The following is a 21,218-nucleotide window of genomic DNA, read 5'->3' as shown; positions in this document are numbered from 1 at the left end:
TCCGGGGGCGAAGTGGGTTGGGTCCTGTCGTTACTTCGCGTTGCGCGAAGATTGCTTGTCGAGCGGCGTGACCTTGTCCTGCTCGTAGCGGCGCATCGCATCGGCTGCCACGGCCGCATCGGCCGGCCCCATGGGTCCAGGCTGCTCCAGATCGCGTGGATGCGCGATCTGCGCGGCCAGGTTGGTGTAGGTCGCGCACCCCCATGCCACCGAGGGCTGCCGCAGGCCGCCGTCGGTCAGCCCGGATGGCACGGCAAGCTGCCTGCAATCCGGCGGCACGACCTGGCCATCGTCGTGGCGGATGACCGAGGCATCGGGCATATCGAACGGCGGCTGGAAACACCCGCCCAGCAGCGTGACGAGCAGACCGAGCGGAGCAAACAGCATCCTGAATCGCATTGTCATGGTCGCTCCGATCAATAGATGTATCCGGCCCGGCCCACCAGACGCGGCTGGGTGTCGGCGTCCGCGACGGGCGCCTTGGCGCCCGCCGAACCATAGGTGTGCTGGAAGCTGTACTCGAGGTCACCCACTGGCTGCATAACCGAATCCAGCGGGGTACGCAGTTTGTCCGGACTGACCGGATCGACCAGATACGGCGTCACGATGATGACCAGTTCGGTCTTGTTGTTCAGGTAGCTGTTCGACGAAAACAGCTTGCCGAGTACCGGAATCGAGCCGAGGCCGGGTATCTGCGAAATGGTGTTGCTCGTATTGTTTTGCAGCAAACCCGCGATGGCGAAGCTCTGACCGCTGCCGAGCTCGACCGTGGTATTCGCGCTGCGCACGCTCAGGCCCGGAATCGTGATGCCGCCAGTGGTAACGCTGACCGACGAGTCGATCTGGCTCACTTCAGGCCGGACCTTGAGGCTGATCCGATTGTCGTTGAGCACGGTCGGCGTGAAGTCCAGCTTCACACCGAACTGCTTGAACTCGACATCGATCGCGCCGTTGGTCTGCGAAACCGGAATCGGAAACTCCCCGCCCGCGAGAAAACTGGCGGTCTGGCCAGACAACGCCACGAGATTCGGCTCGGCCAGCATCGTCAGCAATCCTTCCTGATGGAGCGCGTCCAGCAGCATCTGGATGTTCCAGTGGCTCGTCGCGAAACCGGTCAGCAGCGAAAACGCACCGTTCGTCGCCAGATTGACAGGCGAACCGCCGTTGCTACTCGATCCCGTCGTATTGAGAATGCCGCGACCGTTAAACAGCCCTGTCTGCCAATTGCCAGGGAGGCCGAGCGATTGCCAGTTCACGCCTAGTTGCTGGGTGACGGTACGGTCGACTTCGGAAATGCGCACGCGTAGTTGCACCTGCAACGGATGCGCGATCGTCATGCGGTTCACGAGCACCTGTTTTTCCGCCAGGTACGGCGTAATCATCTGCACCACGGCATCCGCGACATCTGATCCCGACACTTCGCCCGAGACCTGCAGCGATCCGGGCCCGGCGTTGAGCCGCAGATTAGCGTCCGGGTAGCGCGCCGCCATCATGCGGCGCAGCGTGTCCAGATCGGCGCCGACCACAACGCTGCGCTTGAGCAACTGCACGCCGTTCGCCGTCAGCGCGAACAGCGTTGTCGTGCCGGCCTTCTTGCCGAGTAGCACCAGTACGCGCGGAGTCGGCATGTGCACGTCGGCCACGTCCGGATCGGCCACGAATACCGAACTGGCATCCTGATTGAGACGCACGAGCACCTCCTGCCCAGCTGTCACGCTCACGCTGCCGTCGGCGTCGGCATGCTCACTCGCGCGGATTGGTACGGGCTTCTGTGCCATATATGTCGGTGGAAGCTTTCTCACCTGCGCTTGCGCTCCGACAGCCATTCCCAGCCCGACGGCGAACACCACCGCGCGTGCGACCATCGGCCATTTCCCTGGCGCTACCCCAGTCAGATAAATTGCTTTCATATTCTTATTGCGGCATGGGCTGGGTCGGAAGCGGAGGGACATGACCACCGCCCGGTAACGGCACGCTCGAATCCTCGGCCAGATTTTTTTGCGAACCGCGATAAACCATCACGCTATGGCCTGGGACGGCACTCTGCGGCTTATTGCTCGCCGGTCGTGGCAGCTCGCGCACGGCACGCGAAATATCGCCGGCCCAGACGGGTCCGGGCGGAGCGGAAGCCGCGTCGGAGGAATCGGCGCCAGGATCGCGGCTGGCCACGGCAAAGCTGCGCAGGGCAAGCGACAAGCTACCAAGCCGCGCCGCCACGGACACCACCTCTGCCCTCTCCGGTGAGACTTCCAGCGTGACGGTGCGCGCCCGGTTACCCGAATCGGACGGATTGCCGTCTGCCTTCGGACGCTGAATGACCGAGCCGACGGCCAGCACGCGCACGTGCTGAACGATGGTTTCGCTCGCCACCGCCAGCACCGGCTCGTCGGTACGGTTGCTCATCTGTTGGGTCAGCAACAGGTCCACGTAGTCGCCCGGCTCAATCAGACCGGCATTGCCCGAGACGTCGTCGATCGCAACCGACACCGCCCGCATTCCCGGTTTCAGCGTAGCGGCCAGAAAACCCGGCGCGCCCGGAAGGATGACCTCATCGGACTGGACCGACTGGCCAGTCGACACGGCTTGACGTAACAGCGCGCCTTTCAGTTCGACTGTATTCGCCGTATCGCCGTCGATCACCGCACCGGCCGGCACGCTCGCCACCGGCGTGTCCTTCCAGGCGAGATCGGCCTCTCGCAGCAGCAGGCCGGCGGGAAGATCGGCGGCCGCTACGCGGACCCGTTTCATGGCAGGAGGCTGAACGTGCTGGGCTGTCGCGGTTTGGACAACGAAACGCACGATAAACGCCACAAGCAGTGCGCCCAGCAGCAGAGCTGCCAGCTTTATGATCTTGGACATATAGGCAGAGGCCGAAGTCGTTTTCTAGTGCTTCACAATGTGCGTTATCGCCCAAGGCAACCAGAGCGGTAACAGAATTGCCGCGCTGCCACCCGCAGCAAGCGCGACCCCGTACGGCACCCCGCGCCGACAGGAAAAGAATGCAAGACCGCGCATTGATCCGAAGCACGCAGCGGGATCGAGCCGACGTGTCGCGAGGCCGAGCAGTGCAACGAGCAACCCGGTCACAGCAACCAGCATCAGCGTCGACGTCGCGACCAGCAGGTTGCTACCGACCCACAGGCCGATGGCTGCAACCAGCTTGACGTCTCCGCCGCCCAGCATGTTCATCAGGTAGAGTCCAACGCACAGCACACTTACTACAGCCGCAACCAGCACATGCTCCCCGGTCGCAGACAACGACATTTGCGCGAGCACCGCATCGGCAAAGAACAGAATGGCGACCGCGAGTACGCCCTTGTTGGGCAAACGGCGGTCGCGCACATCCATCACTGCAAGCCACCCCAGCGTTCCCACCGCCGCCAGCCGGACCACGAGTGAAAGCTCGGACATCGCCACCTCTCATTGAGCTCGCGTAATGCGGGTGAATTCGGGGGAACTTCAACTGGATCAGGAGGCAGCGGTGGTAGCGTTGCCGATCTGGGTGCTCAGCTCGCCGAAGCCCGTCTTAAGCGCGCCCGAAAGATAACCGACACCCAACACAACCGCCCCCACGATGATCCCTGCCAGAATCGCGTACTCCAGCGCGGTCACGCCGCGCTCGTCGCGCGCGAATTTTTTGACGAATTGACGAATTTTCATATAGCCCCTCAAAAACACTGTTGGTCGATAGCCAAGATTTCCCGGTCGTTGCGGATCCGACCTGCACTTATCATAGCCGCGCGAACCGGATACCCCCGGGCGGAGAAGACGGGAAAAACCCACTCAATTCGGCTCATGGAATGCAACCAGGACTGAGTAAGAGCCTCACCGTCTCATCTGTTAACGGCCGGTATTCAGGGAACTTTACTGAATAAATCACTAGTGCATTCCCGAATCGCAAGAAGACCGGTGATCGATGCAGTTAAAAAAAAGAATTTTTCCGCGCCGACTGGCGACCAAACGGGTCGGAATATTGGGCGAAAAATTTGATGAAATCGATCAATAATGCGTCACCGAATCGCAAGAAGACTGCACTCGATCTCGTGAAATGCGGCCCTTATTTCGCGCAATGATCAATAGGTTGATGTCCACGCATAATTGCCCCATCTGAGCCCGCAGTCCATGTCGCACCCGGTCCATCCCTGGTCAACACAAGCGGGACGAAGTCACCCCGTCAACCAATTGATTTTATTGACATAACGGATCTCGACTAACGTGAGTCACACCGTCTCAACCACAGCGTCTGCGGAACTCGAGATTCGCAAGAGCCGCTTCATCGCCTATGCGATCCCGGTCGCCGATCGCGATGCCGCGATGGCCGAATTGCATCGTCTGCGCGACGAACATCCGGCCGCGACGCATGTGTGCTGGGCGCTGCTCGCGGGCGGCCAATCCGGCATGTCCGACGACGGCGAGCCGTCCGGCACCGCCGGCCGGCCGATTCTCGAAGTGCTGCGACATCACGATCTGGACGGCGTGCTCGCGGCCGTCGTGCGCTATTACGGCGGGGTGAAACTCGGCGCGGGCGGTCTGGTGCGCGCATACACCGATGCGATCGCGTCCGCGCTGCTCGACGCGCCGCGCGTCGAGAGGATTGCTCAGGTTTTGCTGGGCGTCGAAGTGAGTTATGCCGACGAAGCCAAAGTCCGTCGATGGATGGACGCCGAAGGCTATGCGCTCGTGGACAGCGCCTACGGCATGCTGGTGAAGATGACGATGCGCGTGCCCGCCAACGCACTCGACGACGCCAAAGCAACGCTGATCGATATCACGCAAGGAAAGGCGGGCTTTTTCTGAACGGCTCAGGTCCGGCCCTGACGCGGGCAATTCCGAAAACATCCGTTTGAAGGTTCGACGGTCCGGTTCGCTGCTACCATGCTGTTCTTCACCGGGATGACTCCACTGAAAAGGCAACTCCTCTGACTTCGACCGCCGCTTTCTCCCGCATGGCTGCTGCGCGTTCGCCGTTGAGATCCGTCGTGCTCAAGGGCTGCGGCGCCATACTGCTGCCCACGCTGCTGTCCGCGTGCTCCTGGTCATGGTTCGGTCTGAACAGCAGCGCCAGCGCAACGCACACGAAGACCCACGGCACCGGCTCGCTCAGCGTCGCCCCTGGACGCGACTTCGCGTATCTGCCCGCGCGCGACGGTCACGTCTCGCCGAACCGCATCGAAAATACCGGGATGACCGGGCTCGTGCTGAAGGACGACGTCAGCCTCGTGGTGCGCAATGGCGTCGCGAATAGTCTGCGAGTGGCCGGTTTTCGTATCGACGACAACAAACGCGTGCTCAGCGGCAGCATCGAAACCTTCACGGTGGACGATAGGCGCTCGCCGGCGCTGTGGACGCTGAAGATGCACTACGTGGTTGTCGATGCGGCGACCCAAAAAGTCATGTACACGACCACGCGCACCGTGAAGCAGAAGTCGCCGAAATTCACCAACAACACGATCGCGATCGAAGACACGGTCAAGGTCAGCGTCGATACGTTGATTGGCGATCCAGGCTTTATCAAGGCGGTGAACTGAGCACGCGGCCGGCCGAGGCGCGGCGCGGTTTCGCTACAATCCCGGCAACGCATCGCGCGCGATCCTCCGCGCGATGCATCGTGATCTCCCGTTCGGAATGCAAGCCGTCATGTCCCTTACCGCCTGGCTATTCTTTTTACCCGCCTGCTTTGCCATCAACCTCGCACCCGGGCCCAATAACCTGCTTTCGATCAATGTGGCCGCGCGTCATGGCTTCATGAAAGCGTTCGTCGGCGGCAGCGGCCGGCTGCTCGCCTTCGCGATGATGCTCGCACTCGCCGCGACCGGTCTCGCGGTCGTGCTGCATGCGTCCGAGTGGATCTTTCTGGCGATCAAACTCGCGGGCGCCACTTATCTGATCTGGCTCGCGATCCAGTTGTGGCGCAGCGCCGCACCCGCAATCGATACGTCGCAACCCCAGGAGGCCGCGCTCTCGCGCATCGCACGGCACGAGTTTTTCGTGGCGGCGGGCAATCCGAAGGCGATTCTGGTTTTTACCGCGTTCCTGCCGCAATTCGTCGACGTCGCGCAGCCGATACTGCCGCAATTCGCCGCGCTCGGCGCGAGCTTTCTGGTACTCGAATGGGTCGCGATTGCATTGTATTCGTGGGCCGGCATGTATCTCGGCAAATGGCTGATGCGCGCGCAGATCCGCCGCTGGTTCAATCGCTGCTGCGGCGGATTTCTCGCGGCAATCGGCGTGAGTTTTCTGCTGGTTCGGCGCGGCTGAGGTATCGAGGCTCTCCGACAGTCGAAGCAGCATTCGCGTGCGGTCTTTTCATAACGAATAGCTAATACATCGACGGAGAAACTTTAACTATCAGCATTCGTCGCGCCACCTTATGCTCGAACCGTGACCGGCCGCGAATGACTGCAATGCGGCATTGGGCGAACGGCTTTTTCATCGTCACGGAGCGACATCATGAAGATCTGCATCTTCGGAGCGGGAGCGATTGGCGGTTTAATGGGCGTGCAATTGGCACGCGCCGGCGCGGACGTCAGCTTCATTGCGCGCGGCCCGCATCTGGCCGCGATGCGTGAACACGGCGCGCGCCTCATCATGGATGGCGAAACGTTCAGCGCGCCGGTGCGCTGCACGTCCGATCCACGCGAACTCGGCGTCCAGGACTTCGTCATCGTGACGCTGAAGGCGCATTCGCTGCCTGGCGTGGTCGATTCCATGCAACCGCTACTCGGCAAGCACACGGCGATCGTTACCGGCGTCAACGGCATTCCATATTGGTACTTCTATCAGCACGGCGGGCGCTTTGCCGGCACCCGGCTGACGAGCGTCGACCCCGACGGTTCGCAATGGACCAAGCTCGGACCCGAGCGCGCGATTGGCTGCGTACTCTATCCGGCGGCGGAGATCGTCGAACCGGGGGTGATCAAACATGTGTACGGCAAGAAGTTTCCCATCGGCGAACCCAGTGGCGAGCGCACCCCGCGCATTCAGCAATTGCACGAGATCATGCAGGCGGCCGGCTTCGAAGCGCCGATTCGCGACAACATTCGCGACGAAATCTGGCTCAAGCTATGGGGTAATCTGTGCTTCAACCCGATTAGCGCATTGACGCATGCAACGCTCGATGTGCTCACGAGTGACCCGGGCACGCGCGCGGTCTCACGCACGATGATGCTCGAAGCGAAGCGAATCGCGGATCAGTTCGGCGTGCACTTTCGCGTCGATGTGGAAAGGCGTATTGATGGCGCGGGTGCGGTCGGTGCGCACAAGACATCAACGCTCGTCGATCTCGAGCACCGCAGGCCGATGGAAATCGATCCTTTATTGACCGTCGTGCAGGAAATGGGGCGACTCGTTGCCGAACCGACACCCACTATCGACGTCGTGCTCGCACTGATCAAATTGCGCGAGAAGATGGCTTTACAGGGCAATTGACCGAGTACTCGTCAATTCCTTTTCGTTTTGCGACACGACCTGAAGGATCGGATGCCATGCATCCGATCCTTTTTCGCATTTGCCGCTATTGATCGATCGCCACCCACACCGCCTTCGGTTCCGTGAAGTTCTCGATCGCGACATCGCCATGCTCGCGACCGAAGCCCGAATCGCCAGCGCCGCCCCACGGCAAACGCACGTCCGTATAGCCGTAGGTGTTGATCCACACCGTGCCCGCCTTCAGGTCGCGCGCCACGCGATGCACGCGGCTCAAGTCAGCGCTCCACACGCCTGCCGCGAGACTGTACGACGTGCCATTGGCGATTCGGATCGCGTCCGCTTCGTCGTTGAAACGGATCACGCTCGCCACGGGCCCGAAGATTTCTTCCTGCGAAATACGCATTTCGTGCTCGACATTCGCGAACACGGTTGGCTCGACGAAAAAGCCGCGATTGCCGACGCGCGCGCCACCCGTCACGAGCGATGCGCCTTCCGAGCGTCCCGTGTCGACATAGCTCAATACGGTCTTCATCTGCGCGGCCGAAATCAGCGGTCCCATCGACGTTTCGCGCAGCGAGGGATCGCCGACCTTGATCGACTTCGCGCGCGTGGCCAGACGCTCGACCACTTCGTCATACACGTCGCGATGCGCGAGTATCCGCGACCCGGCGGAGCACACTTGCCCCGTATTGAAGAACACGCCCGACGCCGCGGCTCGCACCGCATTGTCGAGATTCGCGTCGGCAAAAATCACGTTGGCCGACTTGCCGCCGAGTTCCAGCGTCACGCGTTTGAAGTTGCCCGCCGCGCCCTGCAGGATGCCTCGTCCGACCGAAGGCGAACCGGTGAACGTGACCTTGTCGATACCGGGATGCGAGACCATCGCGTCGCCCACCACGCTGCCTTTGCCGGTGACGATGTTGAGCACACCCGGCGGCACGCCCGCTTCGAGCGCCAGCTCGCCGATGCGCAACGCGGTGAGCGGCGTGATCTCGGCGGGCTTGACGATCAGCGTGCAACCGCATGCGAGCGCGGGCGCGATCTTCCACATGCCGATCATCAGCGGAAAATTCCACGGCACGATTGCGGCGACCACGCCGACAGGTTCGCGCAACGTATAGGTCAATGCATCGGGACGCGTCGGCACCACCTGGCCGTTGATCTTGTCGCACCAGCCTGCGTAGTATTCGACGGTATCGATCGCGGCGGGCACGTCCTGACGCATCACCGCGGCAATCGGCTTGCCGCCGTCGAGACTTTCGAGCGCGGCGAGTTCTTCCATGTTCTCTCGCATCAGGCCCGCGAGACGTTGCAGGATGCGCCCGCGTTCGGCGGCCCGAATCGAATTCCATACTTTCAATGCGCCGCGCGCGGCGCGCACCGCGGCATCGACGTCGGCGGCGCTGCCTTGCGCCACCAGTGCGATCGGCTCCTCGGTCGCGGGATTGATGTCGACGGAATATTCCCCGGTGCCTGGCGGCATGCGCTTGCCGTCGATCAGCAGATCATGGTGGCTGAGATCGGTCGGGATTTCCATCATGAAGCTCCTTGAGTAGGACGTTATGTCGTTGACTGACGGCGCATCGATCGAATGCCGCGCGTCGCGCAAGCTTTTTGGTCGACCCCTGTCTAAGGTTCCGGCAACAGGCTTTGCCGCACGGACCGCCAGTTGAAGCTTGGCGTCGCGGCTGCGGCAGGCGCTTCGTTCGCGATCGGCGAATGATCAGTCGTAGACGCAACGAACTGCGCCCACGCAGCAGCCGCATTGGGACGAAGCGAGCGATTTCTGCGGTGCACGAGTACAGTCGTCAATGCCGTTTCGGGGACCAGCGGGCGGCTCACCAACGAAGCGCCCGGCGAAGGCCAATGCGCATCGACAGGCAATACGCCGACACCCAGTCCCAATTCGACCATGCGCGCTACCGTCGCAACGTGTCCGAGTTCCTGCAACGGTCGGCGCTTCGATCCGTTCGCGGCGAGTACCGGTGCGAGCGCGGCGCGCACGCCAGTATCGGCATTCAGCGTTATCAGTGGACATTCGCGCAACGCGTGCCATCCGATGCTGTCTTGCCGCGCTAGCGGATGCGCGGATGGAAGCACCGCATGCAGCGGCGTAGTGAAAAGTACCTGAGCGTGCAGTAGAGGACGATCGACAGGTGCAGTCACACAGACCGCGCCGAAATCCACCTCGCCCTGCTCGACACTGGCCAGTACGCTGCTTTGAGGCTGATCGTTGACCGATACGACCAGCTCGGGAAAAACCGACGCGCACTGCGCCAAAGCCTGCGGCACCCAGCCCGATGACAACACCGGATTACTCGCGAATAAGACGACGCCCGTGTGTCCGTCATAAGCAGCGCGCTCTTCGAGCAGCGTCAACTCGATTTCGTCGAGCAGCCGGCCAATTCTTCTCTCGAGACTCGCACCCGCATTCGTCAGTTCGACCTGGCGTGTCGTGCGATCGAACAGCTTCAATTCAAGCGCGTCTTCCAGTTCACGCACGCAACGGCTCACGGCCGACTGCGTCAGATCGAACTCGCGCGCCGCGCGCGTGAAACTCCGCTCGCGCGCGACCGCGACGAATACCTTGAGCTGCTGCAGCGAAACGTTCATGGCGTCGGTTCCGGGCGCGCGACGCTCACGTTATTCGCCAGACTGTTCGGGCCAGTGACTCATTCGCGACGCATTGCCATTGCCATGACCCGCGACGGCCAGCGCGCCCTGAGGTTCATTGTGCGATTCGATCCAACGCGCGCGCATCGGCTCGAGGATGAACTTCGCGGAAATGCCGGCTGCGATCGTGATGACGGCGGCAAAGACGAAGACAAGGCTCCAGCCGCCCGTCGCCGCGAGTACGGACGCGATCGGCACCAGCAACGAGGCCGTGCCCTTCGCGGTGTACAACGTGCCGGCATTGGCGGCCGCGTACTTGCTGCCGAACGTATCGGCGCAAGTCGCCGGGAAGATCGAGAAGATCTCGCCCCAGAACAGGAAGATCAGCGCGGCAAAGACCATGAACGCATACGGATTGCTGCCGAACTGCATCATGCCGAGCAACGCGAGCCCCTCGCCAATGAAGATCACGAACATCGTGTTTTCACGGCCGATCTTGTCGGAGATGAAGCCGCACAGCGGACGCGTCAAGCCGTTGAAGATATTGTCGATCGACAGCGTGAGGGTCAGCAGCGGCAACGTCGCGCCGAAGACCGTCATCGGAATGCGCGCTATGCCCCAGTCTTTCGCGATCGGGCCGATCTGCGCGGTCGCCATCAAGCCGCCTGCCGCGACCGCGACGAACGACGCGTAGATCACCCAGAACACTGGCGTTCTGATCATCTGGCGCGAGGTGAAATCGACCTTCGACACCGCGAAGCGGCTCTTGCGTACCCCTGGCTGACTCAAGAGCGGCCGCGTCAGGAGCATCGCGAGCAGCAGAATGCTGACGCCTTGCACGATGCCAAAGAACAGGAACGTCTCTTCATAGCCGCGGCGGGTAATCATGTTCGCAATCGGAATCACCGTCAGCGCCGCGCCTGCGCCAAAGCCCGCGGCCGTCAAACCCGCGGCGAGACCGCGCCGGTCGGGAAACCATTTGAGCGCATTGCCGACGCATGTTCCATACACACCGCCCGCGCCTATCCCGCCAATCACCGCGGCGAAATACAACATGCCGAGCGTGGTCGCATGCGAATTGAGAATCCACGACAAACCCGCGCATACCGCGCCGGCTGCCACCACCGGGCGCGGCCCGTATCGATCGACGAGCCAGCCCTCGAACGGCACGAGCCACGTCTCGGTCAGAATGAAGATCGAGAACGCGAGCTGGATCGACGCCTCGCTCCAGTGATGCCGCGCATGCATAGGAGCCACGAATAACGTCCACGCATATTGCAGATTCGCCACCAGCGCCATGCATACCATGCCGATGACGAGTTGCCACCATCGGTTACGCCAGGACATATGGGTCGTCGATTGCTGGGTGATATCGTTCATGAGCCTTGTCTCCGCTATATATTTAGTGCAGCCGGCTTACGCGCCGCGCTGGATGCGTCCCGCCTTATCGTTATGGCCCGAGAACTTCGCTATTCGGGAAAAATCTCAATTGACGCTTTTGTGTTTCCGCAGATCCCCCGAACTCGTCTTCTATAAAATTCTTGCTTTATTCCGACCAGAACCACGCTTCAGCCGGTAAGCATTACAGCTTATTCCCCGCTATTGAGTCCGCTACACCACATATCTATGCGTTAACCCGCGTATTACAGCGGCTATTCGGCTTGTTATAGATTTCATGCTAGGGTCATTGCTGAATTACTCATAATTAAAGTTTGTTATTATGTTGATTCACGTTTCCTTATACATCGACCATGACGATGCGCAATGCAACTCTGCGGCAACTGAAGGTCTTTGAAACGGTAGCGCGCCACCTGAGTTTTTCGCGCGCCGCGGAGGAATTGCATCTGACTCAGCCGGCCGTTTCCACCCAGGTCCGGCAACTCGAGGAACATGCGGGGCTGCCTCTGTTCGAGCAACTCGGCAAGAAGATCTATCTGACGCCGGCCGGCACGGAAATGCTCCACTACAGCCGCGCGATCATGCAGCAGTTCCATGAAGTCGACGAAGCGATGAGCCAGTTGAAGGGCGTCTCCGGCGGCAAACTGAATGTTGCGGTGATTAGCGCGGGCGACTATTTCTTTCCGCGCCTTCTCGCCGAATTCACGCGTCGCTATTCGGGTGTGGATCTCAATCTCGCGGTACACAACCGCGAAGAACTGCTTCATCAACTGGCGACCAATCAGACCGACCTCGCGGTCATGGTGCGTCCGCCGCACGAAACCGACGCGACCAATGAACCGTTCGCGCCGCACCCGTACGTGATCGTCGCGGCGCCCACTCATCCGCTTGCGCACAAGCGCAATATCCGCTTCAGTCAACTCGCGAACGAAGCGTTCATCGTGCGCGAACGCGGCTCGGACACGTGGAATTCGATGGAAGAAGGTTTTGCCGGCCGGCTGTCCAATCTGAAGATTGCGATGGAGATCAAGAGCACCGAGACGATCAAGCAGGCGGTCATCGCCGGCATGGGCATCGCGTTTCTGTCCGCCCATACGATCAGCCTCGAATTGCAACTGGGTCATCTGGTCGTGCTCGACGTCGAAACCTTTCCGGTCATGCTCAATTGGTATGTCGTGCATCGGAAGAACAAGCGTCTGCCACCGGTTGCCGTCGCCTTCAAACGCTTCCTGATGGAGGAAGGCGCCAATCTGATCGAAAAGATCACCCGCGTGAAGGAACTGAGCGTGCATAAGCCGTAGGCTATGGAAAGCCAATAAAACTTTAACTATTACAAATCGATCGCGACTTCTATGCTGCAAGCGAGTTCTTTCACCTGCGAGCCGAGGAGGCCGATCATGAACCACGCTCCGGTTGAATCCCCTATCAGTACACGCAACGCTCGCACAGCGGCGGCGGATCACGAAGACCAACCCGACGATGCGCACCTGAGCGCCTACAATGCCGCGTTCAGCGATCTTGGGCTGCGGTTTCGCTGGGACCGTGCAACGCTCGACATGCTGAAAGAGTTCAATGGCGAGTTGGCGCGAATCACCGCTTATATCGAGCGCTATCACAGCCACCTGCATCGGGCGTACGATGCCGACTTTCTCGCGCAACTGATTCTGCATAGGAAGACGCAGTACTACAGCGAATTCGCCGCGACCGTGGGCGAATAGAAGCATCGAAAAAGACTCGGGCGGCGGGATCATCGTCCCGCCGTCTTCGCTATTGGCAATCAGGTCTCCTGGCGGCGCATGCATCATTGATCAGCGACGTGTAGTGAAATGAACCGGCCGCTCGTGCGCGCATTGGCGTGCACAGTCCCGCTTGCGGCCATTGCCGCGTCTACCATCACGCCCATCCCGACCATCTGCAGAGGCGCTCACGCGCATCATCGCCGGCGTGACATCGCGAAGCGCCCACGTCTGCTCTTCCCCGCCATGCCACTCGATGTTCTCGAGCAGGCCCGGCTTGCCGATCGCCAGGCCATCGCTACGTGCGGCGAAGGCATACATGCGCGCTGCGCAACTGACGCGATTCGCCGCGTGAGCGGGATCGGCCGAGTACTCGCGACTCAGCATCAGATGCACGCCCATTGCCAACGCCAGCGCGCCCGTCGCGAGCAATGCCGCGAGTCCGAATGGCTGTGTCTGTTCAGTGACGAAGCCGTAACCGAGCCATCCGCACAAAAACAGCGCAAACAGATTGACGACGTGATGTCCCGGCCGCGCGACCGCCTCGAGTTGCAATGCGCCGCGCAGCTTGCAGAACGCAATCGCCGAGATCGCAAAGAGCAGCGCGCCGATCAACACGGCTGCAAACAGTTCGATGCGTTCGCTGTTCTCGCGCGCCGCTGCCAACAGGTAGCGCGTAAAGCCTATCGACGCGACCGCCAAACCGATGCCGCTGCCAAGCAATGCAAGCATCCGGGGCCTGCGTGTCAGATCGCGTTCGCGCACGCATGAATGCCGATGCGCCGAACGTCGGCCGAACTGTCGTCGCGAGAGCGCGGCCAACGCCACCATCAGCACCGCGTTCGCGATATCGCCCGATCGCCGTGGCTCGTCGCGCTGCGCCGCGCTCAAGGTATTGGCCAGCGTGCCTATCCCATCGATCGTGATCGAGACCGTTGCACCGTCCTTGATCGACCCCACGCCCACCGAGGTGCCGCACGCAATCACGTCGCCGGGTTCGAGCGTCAGATCCTGCGATATCAGACTCACCTGCTCGGCCGGCGAAAAGACCATATCGGCGAGCGGATAGTTCTGACGCTCGGCGCCGTCGAGCGTGGTCAGGAGGCGCGCCGCCCGCCAGTCGAAACCGGAGACGATGGCCGGACCCAGGCAACAGAAGGTATCGAAGCTCTTCGCGCGACACCACTGCGGAAAATGCGGATTCTCGTTAAGCAGATCGGCGGCGGTGACGTCGTTGACGAGCGTGTAGCCGAAGATCGCCGCCTCCGCCTGCTGCGCATCCACGTCGCGGCAACGCTGGCCGATCACGATGCCGAGTTCGCCTTCGTAGACGATCTTGCCCGCGTAGTGACGCGGCCGGCGGATCGGCTCGCCCGCGCCGATCACCGACGCCGCCGGCTTCAGCAGAAACAGCGGATGCGTGGGCACGGGTTTGTCGAGCTTCGCCGCGAGCGCGTGATAGTTATTCCAGAGCGCAACGATCTTGCCGGGCGAGCACGGCGCCAACGGCGTCAATGCGCGCAGCGACAGTACTGCGCCGGTCGGCACCGGCTGCGCGAGACTTTCGTACTCGTGCAGATAGGCGCCTTCGACACGGCCGAACACGATGCCGCCGTCGCCCGACATGAACCGCATCCACGTCTGCATGCCTCGCTCCTAGATTGCGCCCGCCGTGCGCAGCGCCGTGATCTGCTCGGCCGAATAACCGAGCTCGGCCATCACTTCATCGGTATGTTCGCCAAGCAGCGGCGAGCGTTTGACGTCGGTCGGACTGTCGGACAGCTTGATGGGATTGCCTACTGTCAGATACTTGCCGCGCTTCGGATGATCGACTTCGACGATCGTGCCGGTTTTGCGCAGCGACGGCTCCTCGGCAATTTCCTTCATCGACAGGATCGGGCCGCACGGAATGTCGTATTTGTTCAGGATCTGCATCGCCTCGAACTTGGTCTTCGTCATCGTCCAGCGTTCGATTTCGGCGAAGATCTCCTTCAATCGCGGCAGGCGCGCGGGCGCCGTCGCGTAGTCGGGGTCCGTGGCCCACTCCTCCTTGCCGATCACGTCGCAGATCTTCGCCCACACGGGCGCCTGCGTGATGAAGTAGATATAGGCGTTGGGGTCGGTCTCCCACCCTTTGCATTTCAGAATCCAGCCCGGCTGGCCGCCGCCCGACGCATTGCCCGCGCGCGGCACCGCCTCGCCGAACGTGCCGTTCGGATATTGCGGATACTCCTTCATCACGCCGGTGCGGTCGAGCCGCTGCTGGTCTCGCAGTTTGACGCGGCACAGATTGAGCACGCCGTCCTGCATGGCCGCGAGCACGCGCTGGCCGCGTCCGGTATGCGTGCGTTGATAGAGCGCAGTGACGATGCCGAGCGCGAGATGCAGCCCCGTGCCGCTGTCGCCGATCTGCGCGCCGGTCACGACCGGCGGGCCGTCGTCGAAGCCGGTGGTCGACGCCGCGCCGCCCGCGCATTGCGCGACGTTTTCATAGACTTTGCAGTCCTCGTAGGGACCGGGACCGAAGCCCTTCACCGAGGCGACGATCATGCGCGGATTCAATTCCTGAATCCGCTCCCACGTAAAGCCCATCCGGTCGAGCGCGCCCGGTGCGAAGTTTTCGACCAGTACGTCGCATGTCTGGATCAGCGCTTCGAGCACCTGTTTGCCTTCCGGATGCTTGGTGTCGATCGTGACCGAGCGCTTGTTGTGATTGAGCATCGTGAAGTACAGGCTATCCACGTCGGGAATATCGCGCAGCTGCTCACGCGTGATGTCGCCCGCGCCTGCCCGTTCCACCTTGATCACGTCCGCGCCGAACCATGCGAGCAATTGCGTGCAGGTCGGCCCCGATTGCACATGCGTGAAATCGAGGATGCGCACACCGTCGAGTGCCTTGGCCATGTCGTATCTCCTGAACGATGAGGGTTATTTGTACATGGTCTGGTTCTTCGTGCCCGGTGCGTACTCGCGCGGGTCGACCCAGATGTTGACCACCGCCGAGCGGCCGGTGCGATGAATCGCTTCGCGCGCACGCTGTAGCGCGCTCGCGATCTGCGCGGGATCGCGCACCTCCTCGCCATAGCCGCCGAGCATTTCGGCGAATTTGCTGAACGGCACGTCGCCGAGCAGATTGCCCACGTTGCCGCGTTCTTCGCCGTATTTGGCAAGCTGGCCGTAGCGGATCTGGTTCATCGCCGAGTTGTTGCCGATCACCGCGAGATACGGTGCGCCGAAGCGGTTCGCGGTTTCCATGTCGAACGCGGTCATGCCGAACGAGCCGTCGCCGAAATAGCAGAGCACTTCCTTGTGCGGGTGCGCGAGCTTCGCCGCGAGCGCGAAGCCGGTGCCGACGCCGAGCGAGCCGAGCGCGCCGGGGTCCATCCACTGGCCGGGGCGGCGCGGGCGCACCGCTTGCGCGGAGATCGTCACGACGTCGCCGCCGTCGCCGATATAGACGGTGTCGTCGGACAGGAATTCGTTGAGTTCGTACGCGACACGATAGGGATGAATCGGCGTGCCATTCGAGCGGAATAGCGGCATCAGTTTTTCGGTTGCGGTCGCTTCGGCGTCGCGCAACTGCGCCATCCATTTGCGGCGCGCCTGACGCTTGTCGTCCTTGATACGACCGCTCGCGGCCTGCAGCACCGCGGCGAGGATCGCGCCCGGATCGCCGACGAGCCCCAGATCGATATCGCGATTCTTGCCGACGGTTCGATAGTCCATATCGATCTGCACCAGCGTCAATTCCTTGCTGATGCGTCGGCCGTAACCCATGCGGAAATCGAACGGCGTGCCGACCACAATCAGCACGTCGGCATTCGCGAACGCCTGCGAACGCGTGCGATCGAAATGATGCGGATCGCCCGGCGGCAGCAGCCCGCGGCTCGCGCCATTGAAATAGCCGGGAATCTCAATGCCGCGCAGCAGCGCAATCGCTTCCTCGTGACCGCGCGCGGTCCACACCTGCTGGCCGTACAGGATCGCGGGGCGTTCCGCATCGACGAGAATGTCCGCCAGTTTCTCGATGTCGCGCGGGTCACCGATCGATTTCGTCGACGCGCGATAGCGGCCCGGCCGCGGCACGATCGCACGCGACGCGTCGACTTCGCGGTCGAGCACGTCGCGCGGAATTTCCAGGTAGGCGGGACCGGGCGCGCCGTTGAAGCATTCGCGCGCGGCCATCGAGATCATATCCGCGACGCGCTCGGTGCTCGACACGCTCGCGGCGAACTTCGTGATCGGCGCCATGATGTCGACGTGCGGCAGGTCCTGCAGCGAGCCCATCTTGTGCTGCGTCAGCGCGCCCTGCCCGCCGATGTGCAGGATCGGGCTTTCCGAGCGGAACGCGGTCGCGATGCCGGTCACCGCGTTCGTGCAGCCGGGGCCGGCGGTCGTCACCACGCAGCCGAGCTTGCCGGTCTGGCGCGCGTAGCCGTCGGCCGCGTGTGCGGCGACCTGCTCGTGGCGCACGTCGATGATGCGGATGCCTTCGTCGACGCAGCCGTCGTAGATATCGATGATGTGGCCGCCGCACAGCGTGAAGATCGTGTCGACCCCCTCGTTTTTCAGCGCCTTTGCGACCAGATGGCCGCCCGACACGACGCCCGCGTCGCGGGTCTTCTGCTTGAGCGTGTCGTCGGCGGTCGTGGTGGCCGTGGCCGGACTCAGGGATGAAACAACTGCAGACATGGTCATCTCCTCATCAATCGGATGTGCAACGGTTATCGACGGACGCGCCCGCTTCGATATACGTCCGGTTGCACCGACGTCTCACGACTTCGAAGATACCGTATGTGATATATCACATTCCTTCAAGGCCAATTTCGAGACATGGACGGCGCGAAGTTTGTGCTGCTCGAGCTTGCCAGCCGCAGCTTTGCGCCGAATCTACAAGGCTCTGCGGCAGTCATTTCAAGGGAAAACACCAGGTCGTGCGTTACACCGGTCATTGCTGATATATCACATACCATATTTTCAAGACCGTCAAGCAAGGTTCATCCCGCAGCGCGGCGGCGATCTCGTTTTGTTTGCCGTTCGCCGCCGCGCGACCTGCGCATCGCTCGAAGTGCGCGCACGCAAAAAAGCCCGCAGTGCTTGCACACGCGGGCTTTTCGAAATCAGCAGCCAGGCAGCGTCTACGCCGCCATCAATCGAGGAAATCGCAATTGGCTTCGACGAACGCCGCGAGATCGAGCGAATGCTGGCGCGTGAGCCGCTCGGCGAGTTCGGTATCGCGCTTTTCGAGCGCCTCGATGATGCGCAGATGATCGACGATAGAGCGCGCGGCCCGATCGCTCTGCGAGATGGTCATGCGCCGGATCGCGCGCACGTGGATGAAGATGTTCTTGATCGTGTCGAGAATGATCTGCGACTTCGACAGCTCGACGATCGCCTGATGAAACGCGATGTTCGCGTCCGAATACTCGGCGATATGCTCGGCCGGCGTCGTGTCGCGGAAATTGTCGAACATATGGCGCAAGCGGCCGATTTCCTCGTCGGTCGCATGCAGCGTGGCGAGCCGCGCGGCCATGCTTTCGAGCGCGGCCCACATCTGGATCATCTCGACGATTTCGCGTTTGCTCTTGCGCACGATGTAGATGCCACGCCGCGGCACCATGCGCAGGAAGCCTTCCTGCTCGAGCAGCGTCATCGCTTCGCGCACCGGCGTGCGGCTCACGCCGAGCGATTCGCTGAGCACGCGCTCGTCGAGACGGATTTCTTCGCGATTCTGGTAGATATCCGCGTCGGCGATTGCCTGACGCAGCATCGCATAGGCCTGATCGCGCAAGCTCGCACTCGCGCCGATTGGCTGCAACGACAGGGTCAACGGGGTGGCCACTGTTTCAGTTGGAAGTTCTGACGACATTCATCGCCTCTGCTTGAACACGCGCGCGATTCGGCGCCGCCGTTTTGCCGCGCTGCTCGCCGAGACCCACGAAGCGGCCATGTTGCGATGCAGGTGCAGCGACCGATTCGGGAATCCAGTCGGTCAGCAGAACGGTGGCGGCACAGCCCAACCCAACGACGGCCATGGCGAACAGCGCAAGAGGCACGAATTCCACGTGTAACTCCGGATGATTGAGAAGATTGATCCCTCAATCATATGCTGCAACGCCGCATTTTTCAATATTTCGTATGTAGTATATCAATGACTGTTGTTTTTAAGATTACTTTCACGTTAGCACGCCGCGCGCTGCGCGGGTTCGCCCACATCATTCCCCGCGACGGTTCTCCGTGGCGCTCGGTGTAAACACGCAAAACGCGCGCTATTCGCGCAGCCGCGAGCGATGATCGCGCATTTTTACCATCACGCCGATTGTGAATTCCGGGCGCGTCATTAACCTTCCGGACATTCCCTCCGCGGATCGATCGCGTCGAAAGCCTTGCCCGGGCGGCGCGATCGATTAAAGCACATATCACATTGAAGGAGACTCGATGAGCACCACCCACCCGCAGGCCACAGTGGCCACTCACCGCAATGCGCGCAGTCGGGCTCGCAAGGCCGCGCTCGGCAGCTTTATCGGCGCCGTGGTCGACTGGTACGACTTCCTGTTGTACGGCATCGTCGCCGCGCTCGTGTTCAACGCTGAGTTCTTCCCGAACGTCGGCCCGGCGATGGGCACGCTTGCCGCGTTCGCGACCTTCGGCGTCGGCTTTCTGTTCCGGCCGCTCGGCGGCTTCGTGTTCGGCCATTACGGCGACCGGCTCGGACGCAAGCGCATGCTCGTGCTCACCGTGATGATGATGGGTCTGTCGACGGCCGCGATCGGTCTGCTGCCGGCGTTCTCGACGATCGGCTGGTTGGCGCCGGTGCTGCTCGTCACGCTGCGCGCAATCCAGGGCTTTGCGGTCGGCGGCGAATGGGGCGGCGCGGCGTTGATGGCCGTCGAAAGCGCGCCCGAAGAAAGAAGGCCTTTTACAGCAGCGGCGTGCAGGTCGGCTACGGCGTCGGGCTCGTGCTGTCGACGGGACTCGTCGCGCTGATCAGCCGCTCGATGGACAACGCCGCGTTCCTCAGCTGGGGCTGGCGTCTGCCGTTTCTGTTCAGCGTCGTACTGGTGCTGATCGCGCTGTGGATCCGCTCGAGCATGGAGGAATCTCAGGAGTTCGTCGAGAAAGTCGGCCAGCATGGCGAGCGCCGTGTGCGCCTACCGATCGTCGAAGCGCTGCTGCGCCATCCGAAGGCCTTTTTGCTGATCATCGCGCTGCGGCTCGCCGAGCTGTTCACGATGTACATCGTGACCGCGTTCGCGCTGAGCTACTCGACCACGAACCTGCACATGCCGCGCGAGTTTTTCCTGACGATCGGCTTCGTCGTCGGCGCGCTCAGCTGCGTGACGATCCCGTGCTTCGCTTGGCTCGCGGATCGCTTCGGCCGCCGTCGCATCTATATGATCGGCGCGCTGGTCGGCGTGTTCAGCGCGGTGCCGTTCTTCCTCGCGCTCGAAGCGCGTTCGACAATATGGATCGTCGTGTTCGCGGTGATGCTTGCCAACATCGCGCACGACATGGTCGTCAGCGTCCAGCAGCCGATGTTCACCGAGCTGTTCGGCACCGAGTACCGCTATAGCGGCGCGGGTGTCGGCTATCAGGTGGCGAGCGTGGTCGGCGGCGGATTCACGCCGTTCATCGCGGTCGCGCTGGTCAGCTTCGCGGGCGGCTCGTGGCATCCGGTGGCCGCGTATCTGGCGATCGGCTGTCTGATTTCGGTACTCGTTGCAGCACGCATGAAGACCGGGCGCAAGATCGATTGACACCGGCGGAACTCGCCGTCGATACACGACGGGCCGCCGCGGTGAAGAAGCCGCGCCGGCCCGTTTCTTTTTGTGCCGCGCGTCGTGCGCGTCTCGTTTATTGCTGACTTTGCATAGTGGCTCTAGTCGGAAGTACGAAGCAACCCGCCCGGAGCGTCCCACGATTTGCACGATCGCGTGAAGAATACGCGCGTTTCACCAGGTTCACACCTTATGTCCGCGCGCTTCATATTGCGAAGCCATCGTCCACGTCCTATTGTCGAGCCAGGCACGATTTTGGGTGCGT

19 protein-coding genes and 2 pseudogenes are annotated in these 21,218 nt (G+C 61.8%); 7 read left to right on the top strand and 14 right to left on the bottom strand.

Features of this window, described 5'->3' with window-relative positions; genetic code table 11:
- Positions 1–30 precede the first annotated feature (30 nt).
- From OKW41_RS07645 to OKW41_RS07625, 5 genes are all read right to left on the bottom strand, one after another.
- Positions 31–405, bottom strand: coding sequence for a CpaD family pilus assembly lipoprotein (locus tag OKW41_RS07645; protein ID WP_429292383.1), 375 nt, complete (start codon positions 403–405; stop codon positions 31–33).
- Positions 406–416: 11 nt separating this feature from the next.
- Positions 417–1,778 (bottom strand): type II and III secretion system protein family protein, encoded by a 1,362-nt coding sequence (locus OKW41_RS07640; protein ID WP_429445931.1) that lies wholly within the window; start codon positions 1,776–1,778, stop codon positions 417–419.
- Between the two features lie 136 nt (positions 1,779–1,914).
- Positions 1,915–2,859, bottom strand: coding sequence for a Flp pilus assembly protein CpaB (gene cpaB / locus OKW41_RS07635; RefSeq protein WP_429572073.1), 945 nt, complete (start codon positions 2,857–2,859; stop codon positions 1,915–1,917).
- A gap of 24 nt (positions 2,860–2,883) precedes the next feature.
- Entirely contained in the window at positions 2,884–3,411 is a 528-nt protein-coding gene (locus OKW41_RS07630; protein WP_429445927.1) for an A24 family peptidase, read from the bottom strand.
- Positions 3,412–3,468: 57 nt separating this feature from the next.
- A complete protein-coding gene (locus OKW41_RS07625; protein WP_429572072.1) occupies positions 3,469–3,660 on the bottom strand; it encodes a Flp family type IVb pilin in 192 nt (63 codons plus the stop codon).
- A 555-nt stretch (positions 3,661–4,215) separates the two neighbouring features.
- On the opposite strand from OKW41_RS07625, the gene OKW41_RS07620 reads away from it, so the two are divergent.
- From OKW41_RS07620 to OKW41_RS07605, 4 genes are all read left to right on the top strand, one after another.
- A complete protein-coding gene (locus OKW41_RS07620; RefSeq protein ID WP_429445923.1) occupies positions 4,216–4,797 on the top strand; it encodes an IMPACT family protein in 582 nt (193 codons plus the stop codon).
- A gap of 149 nt (positions 4,798–4,946) precedes the next feature.
- Entirely contained in the window at positions 4,947–5,528 is a 582-nt protein-coding gene (locus OKW41_RS07615; protein ID WP_429572071.1) for a hypothetical protein, read from the top strand.
- A gap of 109 nt (positions 5,529–5,637) precedes the next feature.
- Positions 5,638–6,258 carry a LysE family translocator gene (locus tag OKW41_RS07610; RefSeq protein ID WP_429445920.1) on the top strand — a complete coding sequence of 207 codons (621 nt, stop codon included), beginning with the start codon at positions 5,638–5,640 and terminating at the stop codon, positions 6,256–6,258.
- Between the two features lie 192 nt (positions 6,259–6,450).
- Positions 6,451–7,428: a 2-dehydropantoate 2-reductase gene (locus OKW41_RS07605; protein ID WP_018424732.1), complete on the top strand. Its 978-nt coding sequence runs from the start codon at positions 6,451–6,453 to the stop codon at positions 7,426–7,428.
- An 85-nt stretch (positions 7,429–7,513) separates the two neighbouring features.
- Here OKW41_RS07605 and OKW41_RS07600 read toward each other — a convergent pair whose 3' ends face one another.
- From OKW41_RS07600 to oxlT, 3 genes are all read right to left on the bottom strand, one after another.
- A complete protein-coding gene (locus OKW41_RS07600; protein WP_429573362.1) occupies positions 7,514–8,965 on the bottom strand; it encodes an aldehyde dehydrogenase family protein in 1,452 nt (483 codons plus the stop codon).
- Positions 8,966–9,057: 92 nt separating this feature from the next.
- The gene (locus OKW41_RS07595; RefSeq protein ID WP_429445917.1) at positions 9,058–10,041 is read right to left on the bottom strand and encodes a LysR family transcriptional regulator; all 984 of its coding nucleotides are present in this window, start codon (positions 10,039–10,041) and stop codon (positions 9,058–9,060) included.
- 30 nt (positions 10,042–10,071) lie between these two features.
- Positions 10,072–11,421 carry an oxalate/formate MFS antiporter gene (oxlT, locus tag OKW41_RS07590; protein WP_429445915.1) on the bottom strand — a complete coding sequence of 450 codons (1,350 nt, stop codon included), beginning with the start codon at positions 11,419–11,421 and terminating at the stop codon, positions 10,072–10,074.
- Positions 11,422–11,792: 371 nt separating this feature from the next.
- Between oxlT and OKW41_RS07585 the strand changes: the two genes are divergently transcribed.
- Both OKW41_RS07585 and OKW41_RS07580 read left to right on the top strand, forming a co-directional pair.
- Complete coding sequence (locus OKW41_RS07585) at positions 11,793–12,740, top strand: LysR family transcriptional regulator (RefSeq protein ID WP_018424728.1); 948 nt, start codon at positions 11,793–11,795, stop codon at positions 12,738–12,740.
- A gap of 96 nt (positions 12,741–12,836) precedes the next feature.
- The gene (locus tag OKW41_RS07580) at positions 12,837–13,157 is read left to right on the top strand and encodes a hypothetical protein (RefSeq protein WP_429572070.1); all 321 of its coding nucleotides are present in this window, start codon (positions 12,837–12,839) and stop codon (positions 13,155–13,157) included.
- A 90-nt stretch (positions 13,158–13,247) separates the two neighbouring features.
- On the opposite strand, the gene OKW41_RS07575 is transcribed toward OKW41_RS07580, so the two are convergent.
- From OKW41_RS07575 to OKW41_RS07550, 6 genes and pseudogenes are all read right to left on the bottom strand, one after another.
- On the bottom strand, positions 13,248–14,006 hold the full coding sequence (locus OKW41_RS07575) for an NAD(P)(+) transhydrogenase (Re/Si-specific) subunit beta (protein ID WP_429446939.1): 759 nt from the start codon (positions 14,004–14,006) through the stop codon (positions 13,248–13,250).
- Between the two features lie 9 nt (positions 14,007–14,015).
- Positions 14,016–14,822 (bottom strand): annotated as a pseudogene (locus OKW41_RS07570) (fumarylacetoacetate hydrolase family protein); the annotation flags it as partial.
- 9 nt (positions 14,823–14,831) lie between these two features.
- The gene (frc, locus tag OKW41_RS07565; RefSeq protein WP_429572069.1) at positions 14,832–16,079 is read right to left on the bottom strand and encodes a formyl-CoA transferase; all 1,248 of its coding nucleotides are present in this window, start codon (positions 16,077–16,079) and stop codon (positions 14,832–14,834) included.
- A gap of 24 nt (positions 16,080–16,103) precedes the next feature.
- The gene (locus OKW41_RS07560) at positions 16,104–17,867 is read right to left on the bottom strand and encodes a thiamine pyrophosphate-binding protein (protein WP_429572068.1); all 1,764 of its coding nucleotides are present in this window, start codon (positions 17,865–17,867) and stop codon (positions 16,104–16,106) included.
- Between the two features lie 457 nt (positions 17,868–18,324).
- Positions 18,325–19,044, bottom strand: a complete 720-nt coding sequence (locus tag OKW41_RS07555) for a GntR family transcriptional regulator (RefSeq protein ID WP_013091210.1) — start codon at positions 19,042–19,044, stop codon at positions 18,325–18,327.
- The gene (locus OKW41_RS07550; RefSeq protein ID WP_184010619.1) at positions 19,022–19,240 is read right to left on the bottom strand and encodes a hypothetical protein; all 219 of its coding nucleotides are present in this window, start codon (positions 19,238–19,240) and stop codon (positions 19,022–19,024) included. Before OKW41_RS07550 ends, OKW41_RS07555 begins: the two co-directional genes overlap by 23 nt.
- A 373-nt stretch (positions 19,241–19,613) precedes the next feature.
- Between OKW41_RS07550 and shiA the strand changes: the two are divergent.
- Positions 19,614–20,932, top strand: a pseudogene (gene shiA / locus OKW41_RS07545) (shikimate transporter).
- Positions 20,933–21,218: the final 286 nt, after the last annotated feature.

The sequence above is a fragment of the Paraburkholderia sp. UCT70 genome (assembly GCF_050434085.1).
Lineage (GTDB): Bacteria > Pseudomonadota > Gammaproteobacteria > Burkholderiales > Burkholderiaceae > Paraburkholderia > Paraburkholderia tuberum.
This window is presented reverse-complemented; position numbering and strand designations above follow the sequence as displayed.